Annotated in this window: 14 protein-coding genes, 2 tRNA genes and 2 pseudogenes; 11 read left to right on the top strand and 7 right to left on the bottom strand. The window is 40.2% G+C overall.

Translation table 11 applies throughout. The features are described from left to right. Window positions 1-53 precede the first annotated feature (53 nt). Both B1201_RS02180 and B1201_RS02175 read right to left on the bottom strand, forming a co-directional pair. On the bottom strand, window positions 54-1,382 hold the full coding sequence (locus B1201_RS02180; protein WP_078192153.1) for a hemolysin family protein: 1,329 nt from the start codon (window positions 1,380-1,382) through the stop codon (window positions 54-56). Between the two features lie 129 nt (window positions 1,383-1,511). After that, complete coding sequence (locus B1201_RS02175) at window positions 1,512-2,504, bottom strand: LysR family transcriptional regulator (protein ID WP_078191331.1); 993 nt, start codon at window positions 2,502-2,504, stop codon at window positions 1,512-1,514. A gap of 683 nt (window positions 2,505-3,187) precedes the next feature. Between B1201_RS02175 and B1201_RS02170 the strand changes: the two genes are divergently transcribed. Next, the gene (locus tag B1201_RS02170) at window positions 3,188-4,792 is read left to right on the top strand and encodes an isocitrate lyase (RefSeq protein WP_078192152.1); all 1,605 of its coding nucleotides are present in this window, start codon (window positions 3,188-3,190) and stop codon (window positions 4,790-4,792) included. Between the two features lie 140 nt (window positions 4,793-4,932). On the opposite strand, the gene B1201_RS02165 is transcribed toward B1201_RS02170, so the two are convergent. Further along, complete coding sequence (locus tag B1201_RS02165) at window positions 4,933-5,307, bottom strand: diacylglycerol kinase (protein WP_078192151.1); 375 nt, start codon at window positions 5,305-5,307, stop codon at window positions 4,933-4,935. A gap of 261 nt (window positions 5,308-5,568) precedes the next feature. Here B1201_RS02165 and B1201_RS17115 point away from each other — a divergent pair. Both B1201_RS17115 and B1201_RS17110 read left to right on the top strand, forming a co-directional pair. After that, window positions 5,569-6,459, top strand: a pseudogene (locus B1201_RS17115) (MBL fold metallo-hydrolase); the annotation flags it as partial. Window positions 6,460-6,549: 90 nt separating this feature from the next. After that, window positions 6,550-6,687: pseudogene (locus tag B1201_RS17110) on the top strand (hypothetical protein); the annotation flags it as partial. Window positions 6,688-6,851: 164 nt separating this feature from the next. Here the strand turns inward: B1201_RS17110 and B1201_RS02150 are convergent. Next, window positions 6,852-8,039, bottom strand: coding sequence for a glycerophosphodiester phosphodiesterase (locus tag B1201_RS02150; RefSeq protein ID WP_078192150.1), 1,188 nt, complete (start codon window positions 8,037-8,039; stop codon window positions 6,852-6,854). A gap of 276 nt (window positions 8,040-8,315) precedes the next feature. Between B1201_RS02150 and B1201_RS02145 the strand changes: the two genes are divergently transcribed. The 3 genes from B1201_RS02145 to B1201_RS02135 all read left to right on the top strand — a co-directional run bounded on the left by B1201_RS02145 (window position 8,316) and on the right by B1201_RS02135 (window position 13,667). Next, window positions 8,316-11,426 carry a multidrug efflux RND transporter permease subunit gene (locus tag B1201_RS02145; RefSeq protein ID WP_078192149.1) on the top strand — a complete coding sequence of 1,037 codons (3,111 nt, stop codon included), beginning with the start codon at window positions 8,316-8,318 and terminating at the stop codon, window positions 11,424-11,426. Between the two features lie 229 nt (window positions 11,427-11,655). Continuing rightward, complete coding sequence (gene mgtE / locus B1201_RS02140) at window positions 11,656-12,996, top strand: magnesium transporter (protein WP_078192148.1); 1,341 nt, start codon at window positions 11,656-11,658, stop codon at window positions 12,994-12,996. Between the two features lie 80 nt (window positions 12,997-13,076). Beyond that, window positions 13,077-13,667: a DUF4112 domain-containing protein gene (locus tag B1201_RS02135; protein ID WP_078192147.1), complete on the top strand. Its 591-nt coding sequence runs from the start codon at window positions 13,077-13,079 to the stop codon at window positions 13,665-13,667. A gap of 160 nt (window positions 13,668-13,827) precedes the next feature. On the opposite strand, the gene htpX is transcribed toward B1201_RS02135, so the two are convergent. Both htpX and B1201_RS02125 read right to left on the bottom strand, forming a co-directional pair. Then, window positions 13,828-14,733: a protease HtpX gene (htpX, locus tag B1201_RS02130; RefSeq protein ID WP_078192146.1), complete on the bottom strand. Its 906-nt coding sequence runs from the start codon at window positions 14,731-14,733 to the stop codon at window positions 13,828-13,830. Window positions 14,734-14,866: 133 nt separating this feature from the next. After that, the gene (locus tag B1201_RS02125; RefSeq protein WP_078192145.1) at window positions 14,867-15,730 is read right to left on the bottom strand and encodes a lytic transglycosylase domain-containing protein; all 864 of its coding nucleotides are present in this window, start codon (window positions 15,728-15,730) and stop codon (window positions 14,867-14,869) included. Between the two features lie 497 nt (window positions 15,731-16,227). Between B1201_RS02125 and ttcA the strand changes: the two genes are divergently transcribed. Next, complete coding sequence (ttcA, locus tag B1201_RS02120; RefSeq protein ID WP_078192144.1) at window positions 16,228-17,157, top strand: tRNA 2-thiocytidine(32) synthetase TtcA; 930 nt, start codon at window positions 16,228-16,230, stop codon at window positions 17,155-17,157. 222 nt (window positions 17,158-17,379) lie between these two features. Next, window positions 17,380-17,763, top strand: coding sequence for an SCP2 sterol-binding domain-containing protein (locus tag B1201_RS02115; RefSeq protein ID WP_078190434.1), 384 nt, complete (start codon window positions 17,380-17,382; stop codon window positions 17,761-17,763). A 76-nt stretch (window positions 17,764-17,839) separates the two neighbouring features. Here the strand turns inward: B1201_RS02115 and B1201_RS02110 are convergent, their stop codons facing one another. Continuing rightward, the gene (locus tag B1201_RS02110; RefSeq protein ID WP_078192143.1) at window positions 17,840-18,952 is read right to left on the bottom strand and encodes a transglycosylase SLT domain-containing protein; all 1,113 of its coding nucleotides are present in this window, start codon (window positions 18,950-18,952) and stop codon (window positions 17,840-17,842) included. Between the two features lie 365 nt (window positions 18,953-19,317). Here B1201_RS02110 and greB point away from each other — a divergent pair, with 365 nt between their 5' ends. The 3 genes from greB to B1201_RS02090 all read left to right on the top strand — a co-directional run bounded on the left by greB (window position 19,318) and on the right by B1201_RS02090 (window position 20,307). Further along, window positions 19,318-19,815: a transcription elongation factor GreB gene (greB, locus tag B1201_RS02100; protein WP_078192141.1), complete on the top strand. Its 498-nt coding sequence runs from the start codon at window positions 19,318-19,320 to the stop codon at window positions 19,813-19,815. Between the two features lie 83 nt (window positions 19,816-19,898). Beyond that, a tRNA-Ser gene (locus tag B1201_RS02095) sits at window positions 19,899-19,988 on the top strand. A gap of 229 nt (window positions 19,989-20,217) precedes the next feature. Next, a tRNA-Ser gene (locus B1201_RS02090) sits at window positions 20,218-20,307 on the top strand. Window positions 20,308-20,428 lie beyond the last annotated feature (121 nt).

The following is a 20,428-nucleotide window of genomic DNA, read 5'->3' as shown; positions in this document are numbered from 1 at the left end:
TTCGTATTCCATCGTATTTATATTTTATTGTTTTAGAAAAAAGAAGAATCGAATTAATCCGATTCTTCTGGTGTATCAAGTTCAGTTTCAGCCTGTTGTAAGCGGGTCACTAATAATTGGTCAATTTTAAAGTGGTCTACATCCACAACTTCAAATTTGTAGCCATGATAGGTAACAAAGTCCGCTGGACGTGGAATTTTACGTAGTTTAAACATCATAAAGCCCGCAAGGGTTTCATAGTTTTCTTCATCGGGCATTTCATCTAAAGCGAGGGCATGCTTTAAATCTTCAATTGGTGTACTGCCATCGATAAGCCAAGAATCCGCATCACGTTTAATAATTTGTTGTTCTGCTTCAATCGGTGTTACCCAGTCGCCCATCACGGTAATCATAATGTCGGAGAGGGTAATAACGCCGACAACCAACGCGTATTCGTTAATTACTACGGCAAATTTTTCTTTGGTTGAACGAAAGCGATCGAGTAATTCAGACAGTGTTAAGGTATCTGGAATCGTGAGAACATTACGAATAGTATTTTCGTTGAGTTGTAAAAGTGACTGATTGTTGAGGATTCGCACCAAAATATCTTTGGCATCCACATAGCCAATCACGTCATCAATATTTTCACTACAGACCAAAAACTTCGAATATGGGAATTCAGCGAGTTTTTGACGAATACTGGCTTCAGATTCTTTGAGGGTAAAGTACACCACGTTTTCACGTGTGGTCATACTTGAAGGGACGTTACGTTCTTCCAGCTCAAATACGTTTTCAATAAAGTGGTGTTCTTGCTTTTGAAGTACACCAGCTTGAGCACCGGCATCCATCACGGCTGAAATGTCGTCAAAGGTAATATTGTCATCACGTGTTGTATTCACTTTGAATAAACGAAACAACAAATTGGCAATGGCATTAATCACCCACGCCATTGGCTTACACACCTTAATAAAGATTTGAATCGGGTCTACAACAGCAACGGCAATTTTTTCAGGTGCAATCATCGCCAAACGTTTTGGCATCAAATCAGCAAATAGAATGAATAAGGATGTGACTAAAGTAAACGACAGAGTGAAACCGATAGTTTCAGTCCACGGGCCCTGATAAAAACGAGTGACTAAGCTAATGAAATAAGGACGAAAAGCACCTTCACCCAAAATACCGCCAAGAATTGCCACGGCATTTAAGCCAATTTGTGATGCGGCGAAAAAGTCTGCTGAGTTGGCTTGTAAGTCAAGCACACGTTGTGCACGTGAATCTCCAGATTCAGCCAAAATTTTAAGTTTTACTTTTCGTGCACCCGCAAGGGCAATTTCTGTTAATGAAAGAAAACCTGCACCGACGATCAGGAGAATAATAATGACAATATTTTGGAAAAGGCTCACGAATACACCTGTTTGTGATTCATTCTATTTTTCTGTATTTCTAACACAAAAATGGGCAAGGTAGTAGTCTTAACTACTACCTATATAGTGACAGTATACGTTTGAATTAATAAGGAATTAAAGAATTAATTACTGATACTGTGAAAACTGAGAGTTATTCATTAAGTATTCGCGGTTTTCTTCTTCAATCATTTGACGTGCAACATACAAGATAAGTTGACGTAACCAGCGATGAGCGGGGTGATGATGAAGTAATGGACACCAAGCCATTTTTAATTCAAATTCAGGAATATAGAATGGTGGATCACGAAGTAACAGGTTTTGACTTTTGGCTTGAAGTCGAGCAATACGGCTTGGCAGAGTCGCAACCAAGTCAACATTCGATGCCAATAAGCCCGGCATTTGATAATGACGGGTGAAAACTGAAATTTTACGTTTTTGGCCAATACGTTCTAAGGCTTGATCAATCCAACCTAGACCTGCTTGTTTTTCAGGATTGACACCAAAACCGACACCCATACCTGTTTTAGACACCCAAATGTGTTGTGCATCTAGATAGCTCTTCAGGTTTAAATTATTTGCAGCAGGGTGCTTGGCATTTAAAAGGCATGAAAAACTGTCACGCCAGACCAAAACTTGGTGGAAACTTTGCGGAATTTCATTAAAGCGGTTAATCGCCAAGTCGACTTTACCTTGTTCCATATCTCGATAAGACACATCACTAGGCGTTAAAAAGTCGAGAACCACATTGGGTGCTTCTGAGCGCAAAGCTTTTACGAGGCGCGGCACCAGTGTTGCTTCAGCATAATCTGAAGTCATGATGCGGAAGACACGATTTGAGGTGTAAGGGCGGAACTCGGTACGGGGTTCCAAAATCATCGAAAGGTCAGAAAGTGCATCACGGATACGTGGCTGTAATTCAAGCGCACGTTCTGTAGGTGTCATACCTTCTGAAGAACGAATAAGAAGTGGATCATTAAATAAGTTGCGTAGACGACGTAAAATATTACTCATCGCGGGCTGAGTTACACCCAGTTGCTCGGCAGCACGAGTCACATTTTTTTCACGAAGAAGTACATCAAGATAAATTAATAGATTGAGATCGACCCGCTCCAGATTCATAAAATAAATACCGACAATAAAATCATGAAATTTATCTGATTATGCCATAACTACTAAGGCTTGTGTAAAAAATGGATGAAAAAATGACGTGTACTTTTGTACTAAAATTCAGCAGTTTTAAGACAAATTTGCTGAAGTCGTAGCACATACTTCTTAAATACTTATTACCTGTTTAGACCGATATTTTTAAAGTGAATGAAATAAAAATACGGAGCAATTTTGTTTATGTGATGCGATGTTCATAAAACAAAAAATTAGATGAAATATCTCATTTGCATGATCATTTGAAGACAGAATAACCAAGTATTTAGCTCAGTAAATTTGGGCAAAAAAGGCGTAAAAAATGCTGTTTTTTTTAAAAGTGAATGCTCAGTCGACTTAAGTCTAATGAAGAATAATTCATCAGAGTGTTTGTAAAATAGACAAAAAAATCAGCCAAATTTATTGATAAAATTATTTAAATACAAATACTTCTGAATATTGGTTAATTATTATAATACGACTTTAATCTACATATTTTTTAAATAAATACTGAAAATTAATGCAGAATATTGGATTAATTTTTTTAGTCAATCTACTCTGTGTCTATCGCAACGAAGTGTTCTAAATCTGAACAATCATTCGAGGGTATGATTTTAGCCTTACGTTGCAGAAAAATCCTAATATTATTACAGGAACATATCATGTCTACATACTTAACAGCGATTGATGCAATCCGTGAATTAAAAGCAAAATTCGGAAGCACTTGGCGCGATATTAGCCCAGAAGATGCTGCACGTATGCAAATGCAAAACCGTTTCAAAACTGGTTTAGACATTGCGAAATATACAGCTGCTATTATGCGTCGTGATATGGCTGCTTATGATGCTGATTCTAGCAAATACACTCAATCATTAGGTTGCTGGCACGGTTTTATTGCACAACAAAAAATGATTGCGAACAAAAAATACTTCGGTACAACTGAACGTCGTTATATCTACCTTTCTGGTTGGATGGTTGCAGCTCTTCGTTCAGAATTCGGTCCACTTCCTGACCAATCTATGCACGAAAAAACTTCAGTTCCTGCATTGATCGAAGAAATCTACACATTCTTACGTCAAGCTGACGCGAAAGAATTAAACGACTTATTCCGTGCGCTTAAAAAAGCAAACGAAGCAGGTGATACTGCTAAAGCTGCAGAAATCACTGCTCAAATCGACAACTTCCAAACTCACGTTGTGCCAATTATTGCGGACATCGACGCTGGTTTCGGTAACGAAGAAGCGACTTACTTACTAGCTAAGAAAATGATCGAAGCGGGTGCTTGTGCACTACAAATCGAAAACCAAGTATCTGACGCTAAACAATGTGGTCACCAAGCTGGTAAAGTTACAGTTCCACACGAAGACTTCATCGCGAAAATCCACGCTCTTCGCTATGCATTCTTAGAAATGGGTCTTGATGACGGTATCATCGTTGCTCGTACTGACTCTGAAGGCGCTGACTTGACTCAAAAAATCCCAGTGGTTAAAGAGCCAGGCGACATCGCTTCTCAATACATCAGCTACTTAGACACAACTGAAATTGACATTTCAGAAGCTCAAGAAGACGAAATCCTAATCAAGCGTAACGGTAAACTTCACCGTCCAAAACGTCTTGCTTCTGGCTTGTATCAGTTCCGTCCAGACACGCAAATCGACCGTGTTGTACTTGACTGTGTATCTAGCCTTCAAAATGGTGCTGACCTTCTTTGGATCGAAACTGCGACTCCAAACGTTGAAGAAATTGCTCACATGGTTAACCGTGTACGTGAAGTTGTTCCAAATGCGAAACTTGTTTATAACAACTCTCCATCATTCAACTGGACATTAAACTTCCGTCAACAAGCGTACGATCGTTGGGTTGCTGAAGGTAAAGACGTATCTGCATACGACCGCGCTAAATTAATGAGCGCTGAGTACGATAACTCTGAATTAGCTGCTGAAGCTGACGAAAAAGTTCGTACATTCCAAGCAGATGCTTCTCGTGAAGCGGGTGTGTTCCATCACTTAATTACACTTCCGACTTACCACACAGCTGCGCTTTCTACACATGAACTTGCTCAAGGTTACTTCGGTTCTGAAGGTATGTTGGCTTATGTTGCTGGCGTACAACGTAAAGAAATCCGCGGTGGTATTGCATGTGTGAAACACCAAGCAATGGCTGGTTCAGACATCGGTGATGACCACAAAGAAATCTTCGCTGGTGACAACGCGCTTAAAGCGGGTGACGATGCGAAAAACACAATGAACCAATTCGCTGCTCACTAAGCATTGAACTGATTCGAAAAAAAGCCCAGCGAAAGCTGGGTTTTTTTATGGCTTTAAAATCTTCTTAAATCCATTTCTTGAAGTGTGTCGATATAAAAAAGCAGGGCATAACCCTGCAAATATAATGAGACACCCTTTATTTAAGGCAAAAGGATAATTAACCAAGTAAAAAAAATAATTGCTAAAGCAACAAATTGAGCTGCACTTCCCATATCTTTGGCAATTTTAGAAAGTGGATGCTTGTCTAAAGATACCCGGTCGACCACGGCTTCAATAGCAGAATTGAATAACTCAACAATTAAGGCAAATAAACACACCACTACCATAAGGACATGTTCAACACGACTCACATCGAGTAAGCAACTGGTGGGAATAAGCACAATATTCATCCAGACAATTTGTCGAAATGCAGCTTCATTTTGATAAGCAGCTTTGAATCCGTCGAGGGAATATTGTGTTGCATTAAAAATTCGTTTAAGTCCAGATTTACCTTTAAACGGGGAAATTTCACTCATAGTACTGTACAGACGTATAGATTTAAAAACTGGCGAAAATATAGCATGCCAAGCTTAAAGTTTTCTTGCATTCAGCTTTTATTTTATTAGGCCTAAAAGTTTAGGATGATTTACATGTGCCTGTATCAAGTTAGTGCTATGTTTATCCAGTATGAGACTTAAAATTTGCCTGAATTTCAGGCACAATACAGACGTTTAAAATTTTTAATTTTGAAGCATTTGCTTCATTGCATGAAATAATAAAAGTGATATAGGTCAACAATGAAAAACTTTAGTTTTGCTGTGCTTGCAGCAACACTTTTAACCAGCCAGTTTGTCTGTGCAGAGCCGGCAGTTATTCAAACGGAAATCAAAACGAATGTGACACAGCCCATGGGATTTTATCCTTTCCAAGTGGGTGCATATAAAGTCATTGCTTTAAAAGATGGGACACTCGAATTAAGTCCTGATTTATTTAAACAAAATTTAACTCCAGAAGAAGTCAGTGCTTTATTCCAAAAGCTTGCGGTTGATCAGAGCAAAGGCATACAAACCAGTGTCAATGCCTACCTGATTGATGATGGACAAGGCGGCATCAGTCTTGTCGATAGTGGTGCAGCCAGTTGTTTTGGTCCGAACTTAGGTTCTATTGCACAAAATATTGAAGCAGCTGGCTATAAGCTTAATCGCGTACGCAGTGTTTTCTTAACCCATTTACATCCTGATCATGCATGTGGCATTGCGAAACAAGGTAAGGCTGTGTTTCCAAATGCAACGGTCTACGTCAATGAGCAAGAAAGTCAGTATTGGTTAAGTGAAAATACCGTCGACACTTTGACTGCTGAAAAACGTGAAGGTTATTTAGCGACCGTTGCAAAAATTAAAGCTGCGATTGCGCCTTATCAAACTATGCGAAGTTTTAAGACCTTTAGCGTTGGTTCGGTGATTAATGGCTTAGAAGTACTACCGAGTGTTGGGCATACACCAGGGCATTATTCTTTTATCTTAAAGTCGCAAGCTAAAAGTTTTGCTATCCTCGGTGATGTGGTTCATTCCTATCATTTACAGTTTGAACAACCCAAGTTATCTGTTGATTTTGATGTCGATCCGGTCAAAGCCAGTGAAACTCGTTTAGCAATTTTTAAACGTTTTGCTCAAGAGCAAACCTTCGTTGCATTTGCACATTTACCATTTCCGGGTATTGGTAAAATTAGTGAAATGAATGATGGTCAGTTCCGTTGGAACCCGCTAAATTTAGCTCCGACAGCTCCGACAGCTCCGACAGCTCCGACAGCTCCGACAGCTCCGACAGCTCCGACAGCTCCGACAGCTCCGACAGCTCCGACAGCTCCGACAGCTCCGACAGCTCCGACAGCTCCGACAGCTCCGACAGCTCCGACAGCTCCGACAGCTCCGACAGCTCCGACAGCTCCGACAGCTCCGACAGCTCCAGCACCTCAGCCAGTGGCAACGCAGTCAGCCGCAGAATATTTGGCAAACCCACTTTAAAATTTCCATTGAACAATAAAAAAGACGCCTCGGCGTCTTTTTTCATTTTAGGAAAATTAGGGCTTTTGCAGTTGCGTTAAGGTTTTACGTGCCAGCCCTGGATCATCGGCAAATACACCGTCTACACCAGCTTTATAGAAGTTTTCAAATTCTTTGGCCGCACCTGTATCACAGCGTTCTGTCGCCACAGAGCTACATTTTAAATAGTCAGGTAAAAAACCATTTTCAGGTCTGAGTGTATAAGGATGGACTTTCAAACCAGCAGCATGGGCATCTTTGACAAAAGTGGTTTGTTTAAATTCAGTGTTTGAAAAAATATAGGTTTTACTTGGACCTACACCATCTGCATATTTTGCCACTGATTTTAGGCCTTCTGCAGTGGCTAAACTTGCATAATTTTGAGGTGAGCTTTGTTGCTGTAAGTCACCCGGTATTGCAGTTGGGCTATCTAATAATTGAATAATTTTGCCATGTTTGAGGGTTTTCTTTTGCGTGAGTTGATCACGTAAGTATTTAAGATTGGTGGTTTCAAAGGACTGTAAATATACAGGCGCGATATCACGTGTATAACTGTATTTAGCAAGCGTGGAGAGTAAACGATCTTCCATGGCTAGATTTTGCTGTTGGAAAAATGTTGGGTGCTTGGTTTCAATATATAAACCAACAATTTTCCCAGTTTTTTTATAGTGAGCGTCGGCAAGTTCAATGATTTGTTCGAGCGTTGGGATGCTGTATTGATCATTATATTGAGTGTTATTAGGGCGATATTGAGCAATACGCTCACGTGCTTTTACATTTTGAGTCAGTTCATTCAAATTAAAGTCTTCCGTAAACCATCCTGTATAGTCGATACCATCGATTTTTTTGGTGGTTTTTCGATCCGCAAATTGTGATAGCGTACTAATATTGGTTGTCCCTGAAATTTCACTTTCATGGCGCGCAACCAGATAGCCATCCTTGGTTGGCACTAAATCGGGTTCGATAAAATCTGCACCATCGTCAATCGCTTTTTGATATGCGGCAAGGGTATGCTCGGGTCGCAAAGCACTGGCACCACGATGCCCAACAATCACAAAACCTGTATCAGGCAAAATAGGGGGCTTTGTGACATGGGTTTTATCGTCATCCGAATTACATGCAGATAAACCAAAAACGCTAAAAAGGAGCAGTGAAGACACGCCCCATGAGGATTTCACTTTGCTAGTTATGGCTAGATTTAACTGTTTTGTTAATTGTTTTTGCATGGCTGCCTCTGCATCTTTTTATATAAATGAATGATGTTGCAGGCATACATTGCAGGGCAGTGGCTAAGGCTTCATGACAGAGGCGGTTTTGTCACATAAATTTACTAAAATAGCTGAAGTGGAGGCTCTCCATATTTTCTACATATTTCGCTTCAAGCAAGGTTTTTATGTAGTCTAGGCTTGTAATCAAGCACATTGTGATTGATTATCAATAAGATTTTTTGAAAAAATCAATCAACACATTTTATTTCATTAATTGAAAAGTGACATGGACTGATGCTGTCTAAGTTTTTTATTTATCGCCCGATTTTTGCAGGTGTCTTGGCGATCATCGTCATGGCGCTCGGGCTTTTTGCTGTGCTCAATTTACCGGTAGAGCGCTATCCAGATATTGCACCACCACGAATTACGGTCAGTGCAAGTTATAGCGGTGCGTCAGCAGAAACAGTCGAGGAAAGTGTCACACAAGTTCTTGAGCAACAAATTAAAGGAATTGATCATCTTTTATATTTTAGTTCAAGCAGCGACTCTTCAGGTCGAAGCCGGATCAGCATCAGTTTTGAAAATGGCACTGACCCAGATACCGCTCAAGTACAAGTACAAAATGCCATAAATGGAGTAATCAATCGGCTGCCTGAAGATGTGCAGCGCCAAGGGGTAAATGTCTATAAATCTTTGGGTGATACCCATATGGTTATCGGCCTCTATGATGAGACTGGCAAGAGTTCGAATATCGAACTTGGTGACTATATGATGACTCATCTAGAGCAGGACATTGCTCGAATTGAGGGTATCGGTGAAGTCGATGTTTTTGGTTCGCAATTTGCCATGCGCATTTGGCTCAACCCACTGAAGTTAAAGCAATATAGCCTTATGCCCAGTGATATCCGTGCGGCTGTTGAATCACAAAATACGCAGGTTGCAGCCGGAGCCGTAGGTGAATTGCCGAGTGTATCGGATCAATATCTCAATGCAAAAGTCACGTCAGGTTCACGTTTAAAGTCAGTTGAAGAATTTGAAAATATAATTGTCAAATCTGCACGAGACGGCAGTTTTGTCTATTTAAAAGACGTTGCACGTGTTGAATTGGGTGCGGAAAATTATTCAGGGGTGAATACCATTAATGGGTATCCATCTTCAGGGATGGGGATCTCATTGGCATCTGGGGCAAATGCACTTGAAACCTCAGCCTTAATTAAGCAAGAAATTGAACAATTAGCGAAGCAATTACCTGCCGGTTATAAAATTGTTTATCCTCGGGATAACACGCCATTTGTACAAGAATCGATTAAAGAAGTGGTGAAAACATTATTCGAAGCCGTTTTATTGGTGGTTTTGGTGATGTTTATCTTCTTACAAAATTGGCGAGCAACGCTGATACCTGCGATTACCGTGCCTGTGGTGATTCTAGGGACTTTAGCGATTTTATATGCTTTGGGCATGACCATTAATACGCTCACCTTGTTTGCATTGGTACTGGCCATCGGTCTGTTGGTCGATGATGCGATTGTTGTGGTGGAAAACGTCGAACGTTTAATGCATGAACAACAGTTAACAGCAAAACAAGCGGCCATCGAGTCGATGCATGAAATTAGCGGGGCATTAATCGGGATTACTTTGGTATTGACCGCTGTATTTATTCCCATGGCGTTCTTTGGTGGCTCAACGGGCGTGATCTATAGACAATTTTCCATCACACTTGTGGCTGCCATGGGCTTGTCACTGATGGTTGCGCTGATTTTAACTCCTACATTATGTGCCTTAATTTTAAAACCAAATCCGAAACCACAGCGCTGGGCGATTTGGTTTAACGCCAAATTAGAGATTTTAAAAACCAAATATTTGACACTTGCACAAGCCACGGTTCGTTATCGCTTATGGACGGTGGTGTTGTTTGCGGGGCTCATTACGGTATTTGCTTTGTTTTATCGTGCTTTGCCGACCAGTTTTATTCCTAGTGAAGACCAGGGTATTTTGAGTGTGCAACTTAAATTACAAGAAGGTGCACCGATGTCGAAAAGTCGTGAGGTCGGTGAACAAATTCGGCAGTACTTTTTAACTGAAGAAAAGCAAAATGTTGATTTGGTGATGATTCGTTATGGACGAAATTTTTCTGGTACGGGTCAAAACTTAGGGCAAGGCTTTATTGCACTGAAGCATTGGGATGAACGTTCAGGACAACACAATTCAGCGCAAGCGATTCGTGAACGTGCTATGAAACATTTTAAAAAATTTAACAATGCACAAATCAATGTCAGCATGCCTTCCTCTGTCAGTGGCCTTGGGCAAACCGATGGTCTGGAATTTTGGCTGCGAGATATGAATGGTGAAGGCCGTGCTTATCTCGATGCGCAATTTAAAAGCTTACAAGAAAAATCTTCACAATTCAGCAGTTTCGAAAATTTAGACAAACGCTCAAACCCCGATAAAGCTGAACTAAAAGTAGATATTGATCAAAAACAAGCAATGGCCTTGGGGTTAACTCAAAATGCGATTAATAGCACCATGAGTAGCGCATGGGGCGGTAGCTATATCAACGATTTTATCGACCGTGGGCGCATTAAACGCGTCATGATGCAGGCAGATGCCGAATTTCGTTCTAAACCAGAAGATTTGGCTTATTGGCATGTGCGAAATGATCAAAATGAAATGATTCCATTTAGTAATTTTTCAACCATTGGTTGGAGTGGCGGTCCAGAAGTTGTTAATCGTTTCATGGGCTATACCGCATTACAAATGGAAGCGGATACAGCCAAAAATGTCTCAAGTGGACAAGCTATGCAGGATGTTAAAGCTTTAGTTGATCAAGTGCCGGGTGTGGACGTGGCATGGAGTGGGTTATCCTTTGAAGAGCAAAAATCAAGTCATCAAGCGATTTGGCTATATTTGGTCTCGATAGGATTTATTTTCCTTTGTCTTGCCGCCCTATATGAAAGTTGGAGTATTCCAACTGCAGTCATGAGTGCGATTCCACTTGGGATAGGTGGTAATATTTTGTTTAGCTACATGGCCGGTTTTCCAAATGACATCTATTTCCAAATTGCTCTACTGACAACAATTGGTTTGTCCTGTAAAAACGCGATCTTGATTGTAGAGTTTGCAGCGATGGCACAAGAAAAAGGCAAACATGTAATCGAAGCTGCAATGGAAGGCGCAGCACTTCGTTTACGTCCTATTTTGATGACCTCTTTGGCTTTTGGTGCGGGAGTGGTTCCTTTAGTTCTTGCTTTTGGTGCAGGTGCAGCCAGTCGCCAAGAGATTGGGGTGAGCGTACTCGGTGGGGTAATATTCGGTACGGTTTTGGTGCTGATCTTTATTCCGTTTATGTATGTATTGATACGGACTCTATTTAAGCCCAAGTCTGTTAAAAGAAACATAAGTGATTAAATTGTTTAGGTTTCGTTGTAAAGGTTGAGAAATGTAACAGTTTTTCGTAGTATTGCTGCGCGTATAAGCGGTTTGATGAGGATTAAATCCCTAAATGGACAGGCACAGTTGTCAGATACACCAAATTTCAAACATATATATTTACCAACATTATTATGTGGGTTCATTCGGCAAATAAAATAAGAGCCGTTGCGGCCCTATTACATAGGTTGGGTAATAGGGGGTGAGCATGAGCTACAACAACTTTTTATATCTTTTAAATGATGCACTAAGCAAGCAAGATATTGCATTGGCATTAGACTCTGTTAAAACGTTTAAAGCCGCAGATTTGGCTGATATTTTGGCACAATTACCTTTAGAGAATAGTCAAAAGCTGCTACTGCATCTTCCTGCACGCGCCTATGTATTTTCATATCTCAAACCCGAAGAACAAGTAAAATTTGCACGCGGTTTAACGCGAACAGACTTGGCTGAAATTATGGGCGAAATGCCTTCAGACAAGCGTGTCGATTTATTTAAATGTTTAGATCACGAGCAGCAAAATACTTTATTGCCTGCATTGGCACAGGCCGAGCGTGAAGATATTCGGCAGCTCTCTTCTTATGTAGAAGGTACGGCAGGGGCCATCATGAGCTCCGAATATGCCACCCTAAAACCGAATATGTCGGTAAAAGATGCCATTAAAATGTTGCGTTATGAGGCACCCGATTCGGAAACCATTTATTTGGCCTATGTACTTGATGAAGCAAGAAAGCTGCTGGGTGTTTTATCGCTCAAACAATTAATACTTGCCGAAGAACAAAGCAATATTAGTGATTTAATGGCGACCGATATTATTTTTGCATATTTTGACAGCGATCAGAATGAAGTAGCCAAAACCATTGCTCGTTATGACTTATTGGCATTACCCATTATAGATCATGCCGGTGTGATGGTGGGTATTGTGACGTATGATGATGCAATGGATGTGGCCAGTGAAGAGGCAACAGAAGATTTTTTAAAATCTGGTGCTGTCGATGCATCATCTAAATTGAGTCTTAAATCTGCCCCGATATTGCAACTCTATCAAAAACGGGTGTATTGGCTGGTATTTCTTGTTTTTGGCAGTTTGTTATCCGGGATTGGCATTGCACATTTTGAAGACGTTATTGCCGCAAATATTGTATTGGTTTTCTTTTTGCCCTTATTGGTCGGCAGTGGTGGAAATGCCGGCTCTCAATCTGCAACGCTGATGGTGCGTGCATTGGCAACGGGCGATGTACATTTTAGGGACTGGTTTTACTTGCTGGGACGTGAAAGTTTGGTTGCCCTGTGTCTGGGCGGAACCATGGCCATTGCTGTATCTATTTTAGGCTACTACCGTGGTGATGCAACCGTGGCCTTGGTCTTGGCACTGAGTATGATGGGTATCGTATTGCTCGGTTGTTTAATTGGCATGAGTTTGCCTTTCATACTCAATAAGTTAAAGTTCGATCCTGCAAGTGCTTCTGCACCCTTGGTAACCTCGATTTGTGATGCGACAGGCGTGGTGGTGTATTTGATGATTGCTTCACAATTGCTCAATTTATAGAGATTAGCATTTTGCTACAGATTGAAGACTTCTAATATGTTTTAATCTCAGTGATTTACACGGTTTTTATTGGATAAAACATGACTGAACCATTAAAACAAAAAATGTCAAAGCAAGAAGTCATTCGTCTTGAACGCGATCTCGCAAAGTTTGCCAATATGATGGACTCCGTGGTTCGGATTCCATTTACTCGACAAGGGGTAGGTGCGGACGCAGCGTTGAGTACCATTCCCGTAGCTGGTGATATCGCAGGATTTGTCTTGACCTGTTATGCCGTCTATAAAGCCAAACAGATTGGCGTACCACAAGCCAAATTAAATGGTGTGATGAAACTCGCAGTTATAGATGCTATCGTGGGGTTTATTCCTGTTGCAGGGACGATCTTTGATGTGTTTATTCGACCGAGCCGTAAAGCTTTAGATGTTGTACATACGCACATTCGTGAAGAATATCAAATCAGTACAGATCAACATGTGGTACATCCGTTTTTACATGAAAAATTAGAACAGAAACAACAGCAATCTGCTTTTTGGCGCAACCCTGTGGTTGCATGGATATGGATCCATATCCCAGATATATTCGGGATGATTTTCTTATTAGTCTTTATCTTTGCAATTTATATGGGTGGTTCATTGCTTTGGCAATGGTTAAAGGCCAATGGAGTATTGTAGATAGAAATGCCTTGTTGCTTGACGCGATCACTGAGAGGCTATTCAATTGAAAGATCGTTCAGCTGAAAGATTATTGATAAGACAGTAAATGTTCGGAAAAAATTAGACTTAAAAAAGCCTCCATAGGGAGGCTTTTTTACGACATACATTAGATGCTCGATTATGGGCAATCTAATTGTTGTAATGCCGCAACACGTTGTTCAATCGTTGGGTGTGTTTGGAACAAAGCAGCTAAACTGAAACCTTGTTCTTGACCCGCAGAAATTGCGAAGGCTTTCATTTCTTTTGGCATTTGATCTGGCATTTCAGATTCTGCTTGTAAACGTAACAGGGCAGAAATCATCGCTTGTTTACCTGCTAAACGCGCACCAGCTTCATCGGCACGGTATTCACGGTAGCGAGAGAACCACATCACAATGGCAGACGCTGCGATACCAAAAACAATATCTAATACAATCGTAATGACAAAATATGCGATACCCGGTGCTTCACCATCTTCACGACCAAAAACATTACGGTCAATGAAGTCACCTGCTACACGCGCAAAGAACATCACAAAGGCGTTGACTACACCTTGCACCAATGCAAGGGTTACCATATCACCATTGGCTACGTGACCAATTTCGTGAGCGAGTACGGCACGGAGCTCGTCTTTGTTCATACGTTCAAGTAGACCGGTAGAAACTGCTACTAAAGCATCATTTTTATTCCAGCCTGTTGCAAAGGCATTTGACTGGTACGATGGGAAAATACCCACTTCTGGCATTTTGATACCAGAACGTTGTGCCAGTTGCGCAACTTCGTTAAGTAACCATGCTTCAGCTTGGTTACGTGGTGCATTAGGGTCAATCAGCTCTGTACCCGTGGTTTTCTTCGCCATCCATTTTGACATGAATAGTGAGATCATTGAACCCACCATACCGAACACAAAACAGATTACGAGCAAGTTGCCTAAATTTAAGCCGCCTGCACCGTGGTAACTACCGACACCGAAGAGTGACAAGATTATGCCAGCTACAACCAGTACCGCGAGGTTGGTTAGCAAGAACAAACCAATCCGCATCATTGGGTAAATCCTCTTATTATAGAAAAATGATCTGATTTACAAATAAAAATCATTAAACTCAATATGAGGTGAAAGTCTTAAAATTTCAAGGAAAAATTAGTAAAACAGATGCAATTTTACAAAATCAGTGAATTTATTCATTGAAATAAATACGCGCTGAAGCAGACGCATTTGCTGTGGCAAATGAACCTGAAGGTGCGTCGGTAAAACTAGCATTGTCTGTTTGAATAATTTGACGTGCCGATGATTTAGCAACCGTAGGGGCAGTAGCATGATAATTATCCGAACTGGCAATAATCCGACCACTATTTGAAGCGATATCGGAATTGCTCGAACCTGATACACTTAAACTACCAGCATATAGGTTGTTGTAGCGGCTAGTGACACGGCGGACATAATCTTGTGTTTCGCGAAAAGGTGGGATACCACCATATTTTGCGACATTGCCTTCACCTGCGTTATAACCAGCTAAGGCAAGTGAGGTGTTACCATTAAAACGTTTCAGTAGCCAAGATAAATAGCGCGCACCAGCCATAATGTTCTGATGTGGATCATAAGCATTTGTTACATTGAAGCGACGTGCCGTGGCAGGCATGAGCTGCATTAAACCTTGGGCGCCAACAGGTGAACGAGCATTAGTGTTAAAGCCTGATTCGGTATGCATCACCGCTTTGATTAGACCTTCGGAAACACCATGTTGGGCCGCTGCTTGTTTAATAATATTGTCAAAGGCATTTTTATTCCTACTATAGCTGGGTAACACAGACGCTTCATTTGAGCCCCAGTTACTATAACTATGGATATTACTGTCCGGATAGTAGGTTTTTTTCTCAACTTTTAGATTGCTATAGCGGCCTTGTTTATTGGTCAGTAACGTTGTGCCATTACTTTCACGCAATTGATAAATCGTTTGGCCGGCAAAAATGTTTGGTGCTGCTAAACTGATAGCCACACTTCCACCTAATAACAGCCCCAAAGTCCAAGTAATGTTTTTCATTTTATTGTGAAGAAAAATTCTGTCCCCAAACAGTTAAAGAGAGTTTATCAAAAAAAAATTAGATGAAAAGGCTTCATAGACTGATTTCTTCTTTACTTTGTAAAAATCAAGTCATTTTGATGATTCAATAATCAAAAAAAATATTTATTTATTTTTATTGATCTTAACTTGACACACTTAAGTCATTGATAATTAAATTTATTTAAATTGATCAAAAAATGATCAATTTAAATAAAAGCCTTAAAATAAGGGCGGCTCACCTTGTCAAGTCATTTAAAATCCACAAAGTTATCCACAGCTTTTGTGGACAACTGTGGAAAAGTCCAAAAGATAAGCATTTGGGCTAAAAAATGAACTGTACCGTATAGAATATTGCACTGAAGATTACGTGATCATGACAGTATTTCTACTTTTTTCGGAAATTACATTCTTTTGATGCGAGAAGTCTGCGAATCGGATAAAATTGCGCGGTATTTTTTTTTAGGTTTAACTCGTCTATGTTCTCGCCAGTTGAGTCCGAACAAGGATTTAATTTCAAACCAGAACTACCAACTAGCTCTGCGTATTATCGTTTATTGAAAAAGCTACGCCGTCAGGTCGGTCATGCCATTCGTGATTTTAAAATGATCGAAGAGGGCGACAAGGTGATGGTCTGTATTTCAGGCGGTAAAGACAGTTATACCTTGCTCGACATTTTGTTGCAGTTTAAGCGTATTGCACCGATTAATTTTGATGTGGTTGCGGTCAACCTTGACCAAAAACAACCGGGTTTCCCTGAAGACGTATTGCCACGTTATTTAGAAGAAAACAAAATTCCGTATTACATCTTAGAAAAAGATACCTACAGCATTACCAAACGTTTAACGCCAGAAGGTAAAACGTATTGTGCAGTATGCTCACGTCTACGTCGTGGTTCGTTATACGGCTTTGCTCAAGAAATTGGGGCGACGAAAGTGGCTTTAGGTCATCATCGTGATGATATTTTGGCGACGTTCTTCTTGAACTTGTTCCATGGCGGCAGCTTAAAAGCCATGCCACCGAAATTATTGTCTTCTGACAAAAAGAACATTTTGATTCGTCCACTGGCTTATGTGGAAGAAAAAGACATTATCAAATATGCAGAAATGCGTAAGTTCCCAATTATCCCATGTAATTTGTGTGGTTCTCAGGAAAACTTACAACGTGCGATGTTAAATGACATGCTGCGTACTTGGGATAAAGAATTTCCAAAACGTTTACACAGTATTTTTGGTGCGTTGCAAAATGTATCACCTTCACAACTGGCTGACCGTGAGTTATTCGACTTTGAAGCCCTAGATGAACAACGCGAATTTGATTTTAAAAATAGCGAAAGTTGTTCAACTGAAGAAGGTGAGTCAGAAAGCAAACGCATTAATATGGTGAACTTAGGGTTTATGGCAGATTAAGCCGAAAACCTTATCATGCAAAAGGCATTCTACAGAGTGCCTTTTTTATGCTTATGATTTTTCACATTTTGTTGTTAAACAGTTAAATATTGAACGGCGCGTACAAAAAACTTTAGCCTTTTCACAAATGATCATGCTATAACAAACCTCAAGCAAAATATGCTTGCACTGATGTTGTCTGGAACGGCAACACACACGAACAAAATAAATTGAGGAAAGATCATGCCTGCTTTTTTAACTGATGATTGGTTTTCAACTGTAGAAACTCTGACAGCTCAAGCTGGTGATTTAAACTTACCACCTGCATTGGCTAATCTTGCAATTAACCTTGTGGTTGCTGACGCTGCAGGCAATACTGAATTGTCATTAGACGGTGGTGCAATTAAAAAAGGTTTATCTTCAAACGCGAAAACAACTTTGAACATGGATGCCGAAACTTTACGTAAAGTATTCCTTGAGTTTGATATGGCTGCAGCGATGCAAGCGTTTATGACGGGCAAAATAAAAGTACAAGGTGATATGTCACAATTGATGGCATTGCAAACAGCAAAACCAAGTACTGAGCAAAAAGATTTATTCAAAAAAGTACTTGAGCAAACTGCTTAAGTCTAAAACGAAAAAAGCTTACCCGAAGGTAAGCTTTTTTTTGTGCGCTCACATGTAAATGTTAGGTGGATGTATATTAGATATTCACCAGTTGAGGTGTGGTTTTAATATGTTCCAAATAAGCACGAATACGCGTGACATATTGCACAGCTTGACGATAACGACCATTGCTGGCCTTGTTACGGTCTAGATAAGCATATAAATTCACCCACTTATTCGGGTTTTTACCCTGAGATTGGATGCGCTTTTGAATCTGACTTACAGCACCAGGACCCATGTTATAAGCCACTAAGGCATACCAATTACGATCAGGGTACGGAATGTTACTATAACGGTTTAGCATTTGGTCATAGTACTTTGCACCACCTTGAATGCTTTGAGTCGCATCTGTACGGTTGCTCACACCCATGGCTTTTGCTGTACTGTTGGTCAGCATCATAATGCCACGAACACCCGTTGGGGATACCGAGTCAGGTTTGAGGTAAGACTCTTGATAACCAATCGCTGCCAATAAATGCCAGTCTAGATCGTATTGCTTGGCCGTGTTTTTAAAACTTGCCTTATAGATCGGCATACGTTTACTTAAATCACGTTGAATCACATTCCAAGAATCTTGTTTGACCACATTACGGTTGTAGAATGATGCCAACTGTCCAATTGCGCCATTTTGTTTGGCACGGCAAATAAAACCACTCGCGGTTTGGCTTAGTGGATCATCTGCATTTTTAAATACCCAGTTTAAGTTGCTGTTTAAACCATTCTTTTTTAAAGAAACGGTATCACCACAACTGGCTGAAAATGACGTCAAATGCTTGGCTTCAATGGTACTCATTTCGGCAGTGGTCATAGCAAAATTGGCTTGACCTTTGGCAACCATTTTTAAAGCAGTGGCATTGTCATTCACTGTTTTAAAATCTAATTGAACATTTAAACTTTCTGCATAGTTACGTGCAAGGTCGTAACCAAAACCATGTCGATGTTTACCATCCTGAAAAACAATGGCAGGATTGGCAACTGCAACAACAGTGAGTTTATTACTGTTGACGACAGCATCATATTGATGTGCTGTTTTGCTAGCATTAATACTGTGAAAAGGAATTAAGATAGTACTAAGTGCAAGCGCTTTAAATGGGAGAGAGTTAAAAGAGTTAAGGCAAAGCCTCGACCCAGAAGTTGAACTACTGTGCATGTTGTCTCCGCTACAAGTAATTTATGCCCTAAAAAGCAAAGGCAAACAGGCCTCAGACTTTTTCAAGTTTGATAAATTCAATAAGGGTTGGGCAGTCATGACGTCATTCAAAAATGACTAGGGGGTTTCGGGAAATATGTAGAAAATCTACACTGGATAAAAATTAAACAAGCCTAAAAGATGTGCGCATAATAATGAGCAAAAAAATACTTGTCAAATTTTGTACGAAAAAATATTAAAATATGTAACATAAATAATTGATTTTGTTTGGGAATAAATTTTATATACTTTGCCTGTGTAGAAATTGAGGATAAAATAGGCATGTTTGGTAAAAATCAGCACTTGCTCAAGGCCTAAAAATCGTCATGAAATCTAACTTAATTACCCGTGGTGGACACGATTTATTGGTCGCTGAACTTCAACATTTATGGCATGAAGAGCGACCTGAAATTACTAAAAAAGTGAACTGGGCGGCTAGTCTTGGAGATCGTTCGGAAAACGCGGATTATCAATATAATAAGCAATTGTTACGCAAAATTGACCGACGTGTACGCTACTTGGGAAAACGTTTGGAAGAGCTTCGTATTATCGATTACTCACCCGAACAAAAAGGGAAAGTCTATTTTGGGGCATGGGTTGATATTGAAAATGATGACGGTGAACAAAAAACGCTAAGGATTGTGGGGGTAGATGAAATTTATGATCATCATCCGCAGCATATCTCAATTGATTCACCTATGGCTCGGGCACTCTTATCCAAGCAAGTGGATGATGAAGTCGAAGTCCTAACCCCGCTAGGAAAAAAATGTTGGTATATCAATTCAATTCGTTATGAAATGGGCGAAAGCACTGAAAAACAATAAACTGCTTTTATTTTGTTCAATTGGACGTGTTTTTTACAAAATAATTTGCCATTGCTGAATTTTATTTATATGATGGCGGCCATGGAAGCGTGGCAGAGCGGTTTAATGCACCGGTCTTGAAAACCGACGAGGGCGCGAGTCCTCCGTGAGTTCGAATCTCACCGCTTCCGCCATATTTAAAAACCCTGATGTTTTTAGCATCAGGGTTTTTTTATGTGCGTAAATTGAGGTAATGCAATTAGCCTTGACCTCAATTCAATAAATTTTGATTGAGCTTCTATTTTTCAGCTCGAAGCCAAAATTTTACAATCGCCTAAATTTTGTATGAACGATTCGCCAAGTGTTCAAAATAAGGCAAAATAATTTGCCAAGCTGAATTTTTATTTATATGATAGCGGCCATGGAAGCGTGGCAGAGCGGTTTAATGCACCGGTCTTGAAAACCGACGAGGGTGTGAGTCCTCCGTGAGTTCGAATCTCACCGCTTCCGCCAAATTCTGAATTAAGCCCTTGTATTTGCAAGGGCTTTTTTCTTACCTGTGTTTTTGTCCCACATTATAACCCACATAAAATTTTGGATTAGAATAATCAAAATAAGAATAATTCAGATGGTT

This window comes from Acinetobacter sp. ANC 5600 (assembly GCF_002018395.1).
Lineage (GTDB): Bacteria > Pseudomonadota > Gammaproteobacteria > Pseudomonadales > Moraxellaceae > Acinetobacter > Acinetobacter amyesii.
This window is presented reverse-complemented; position numbering and strand designations above follow the sequence as displayed.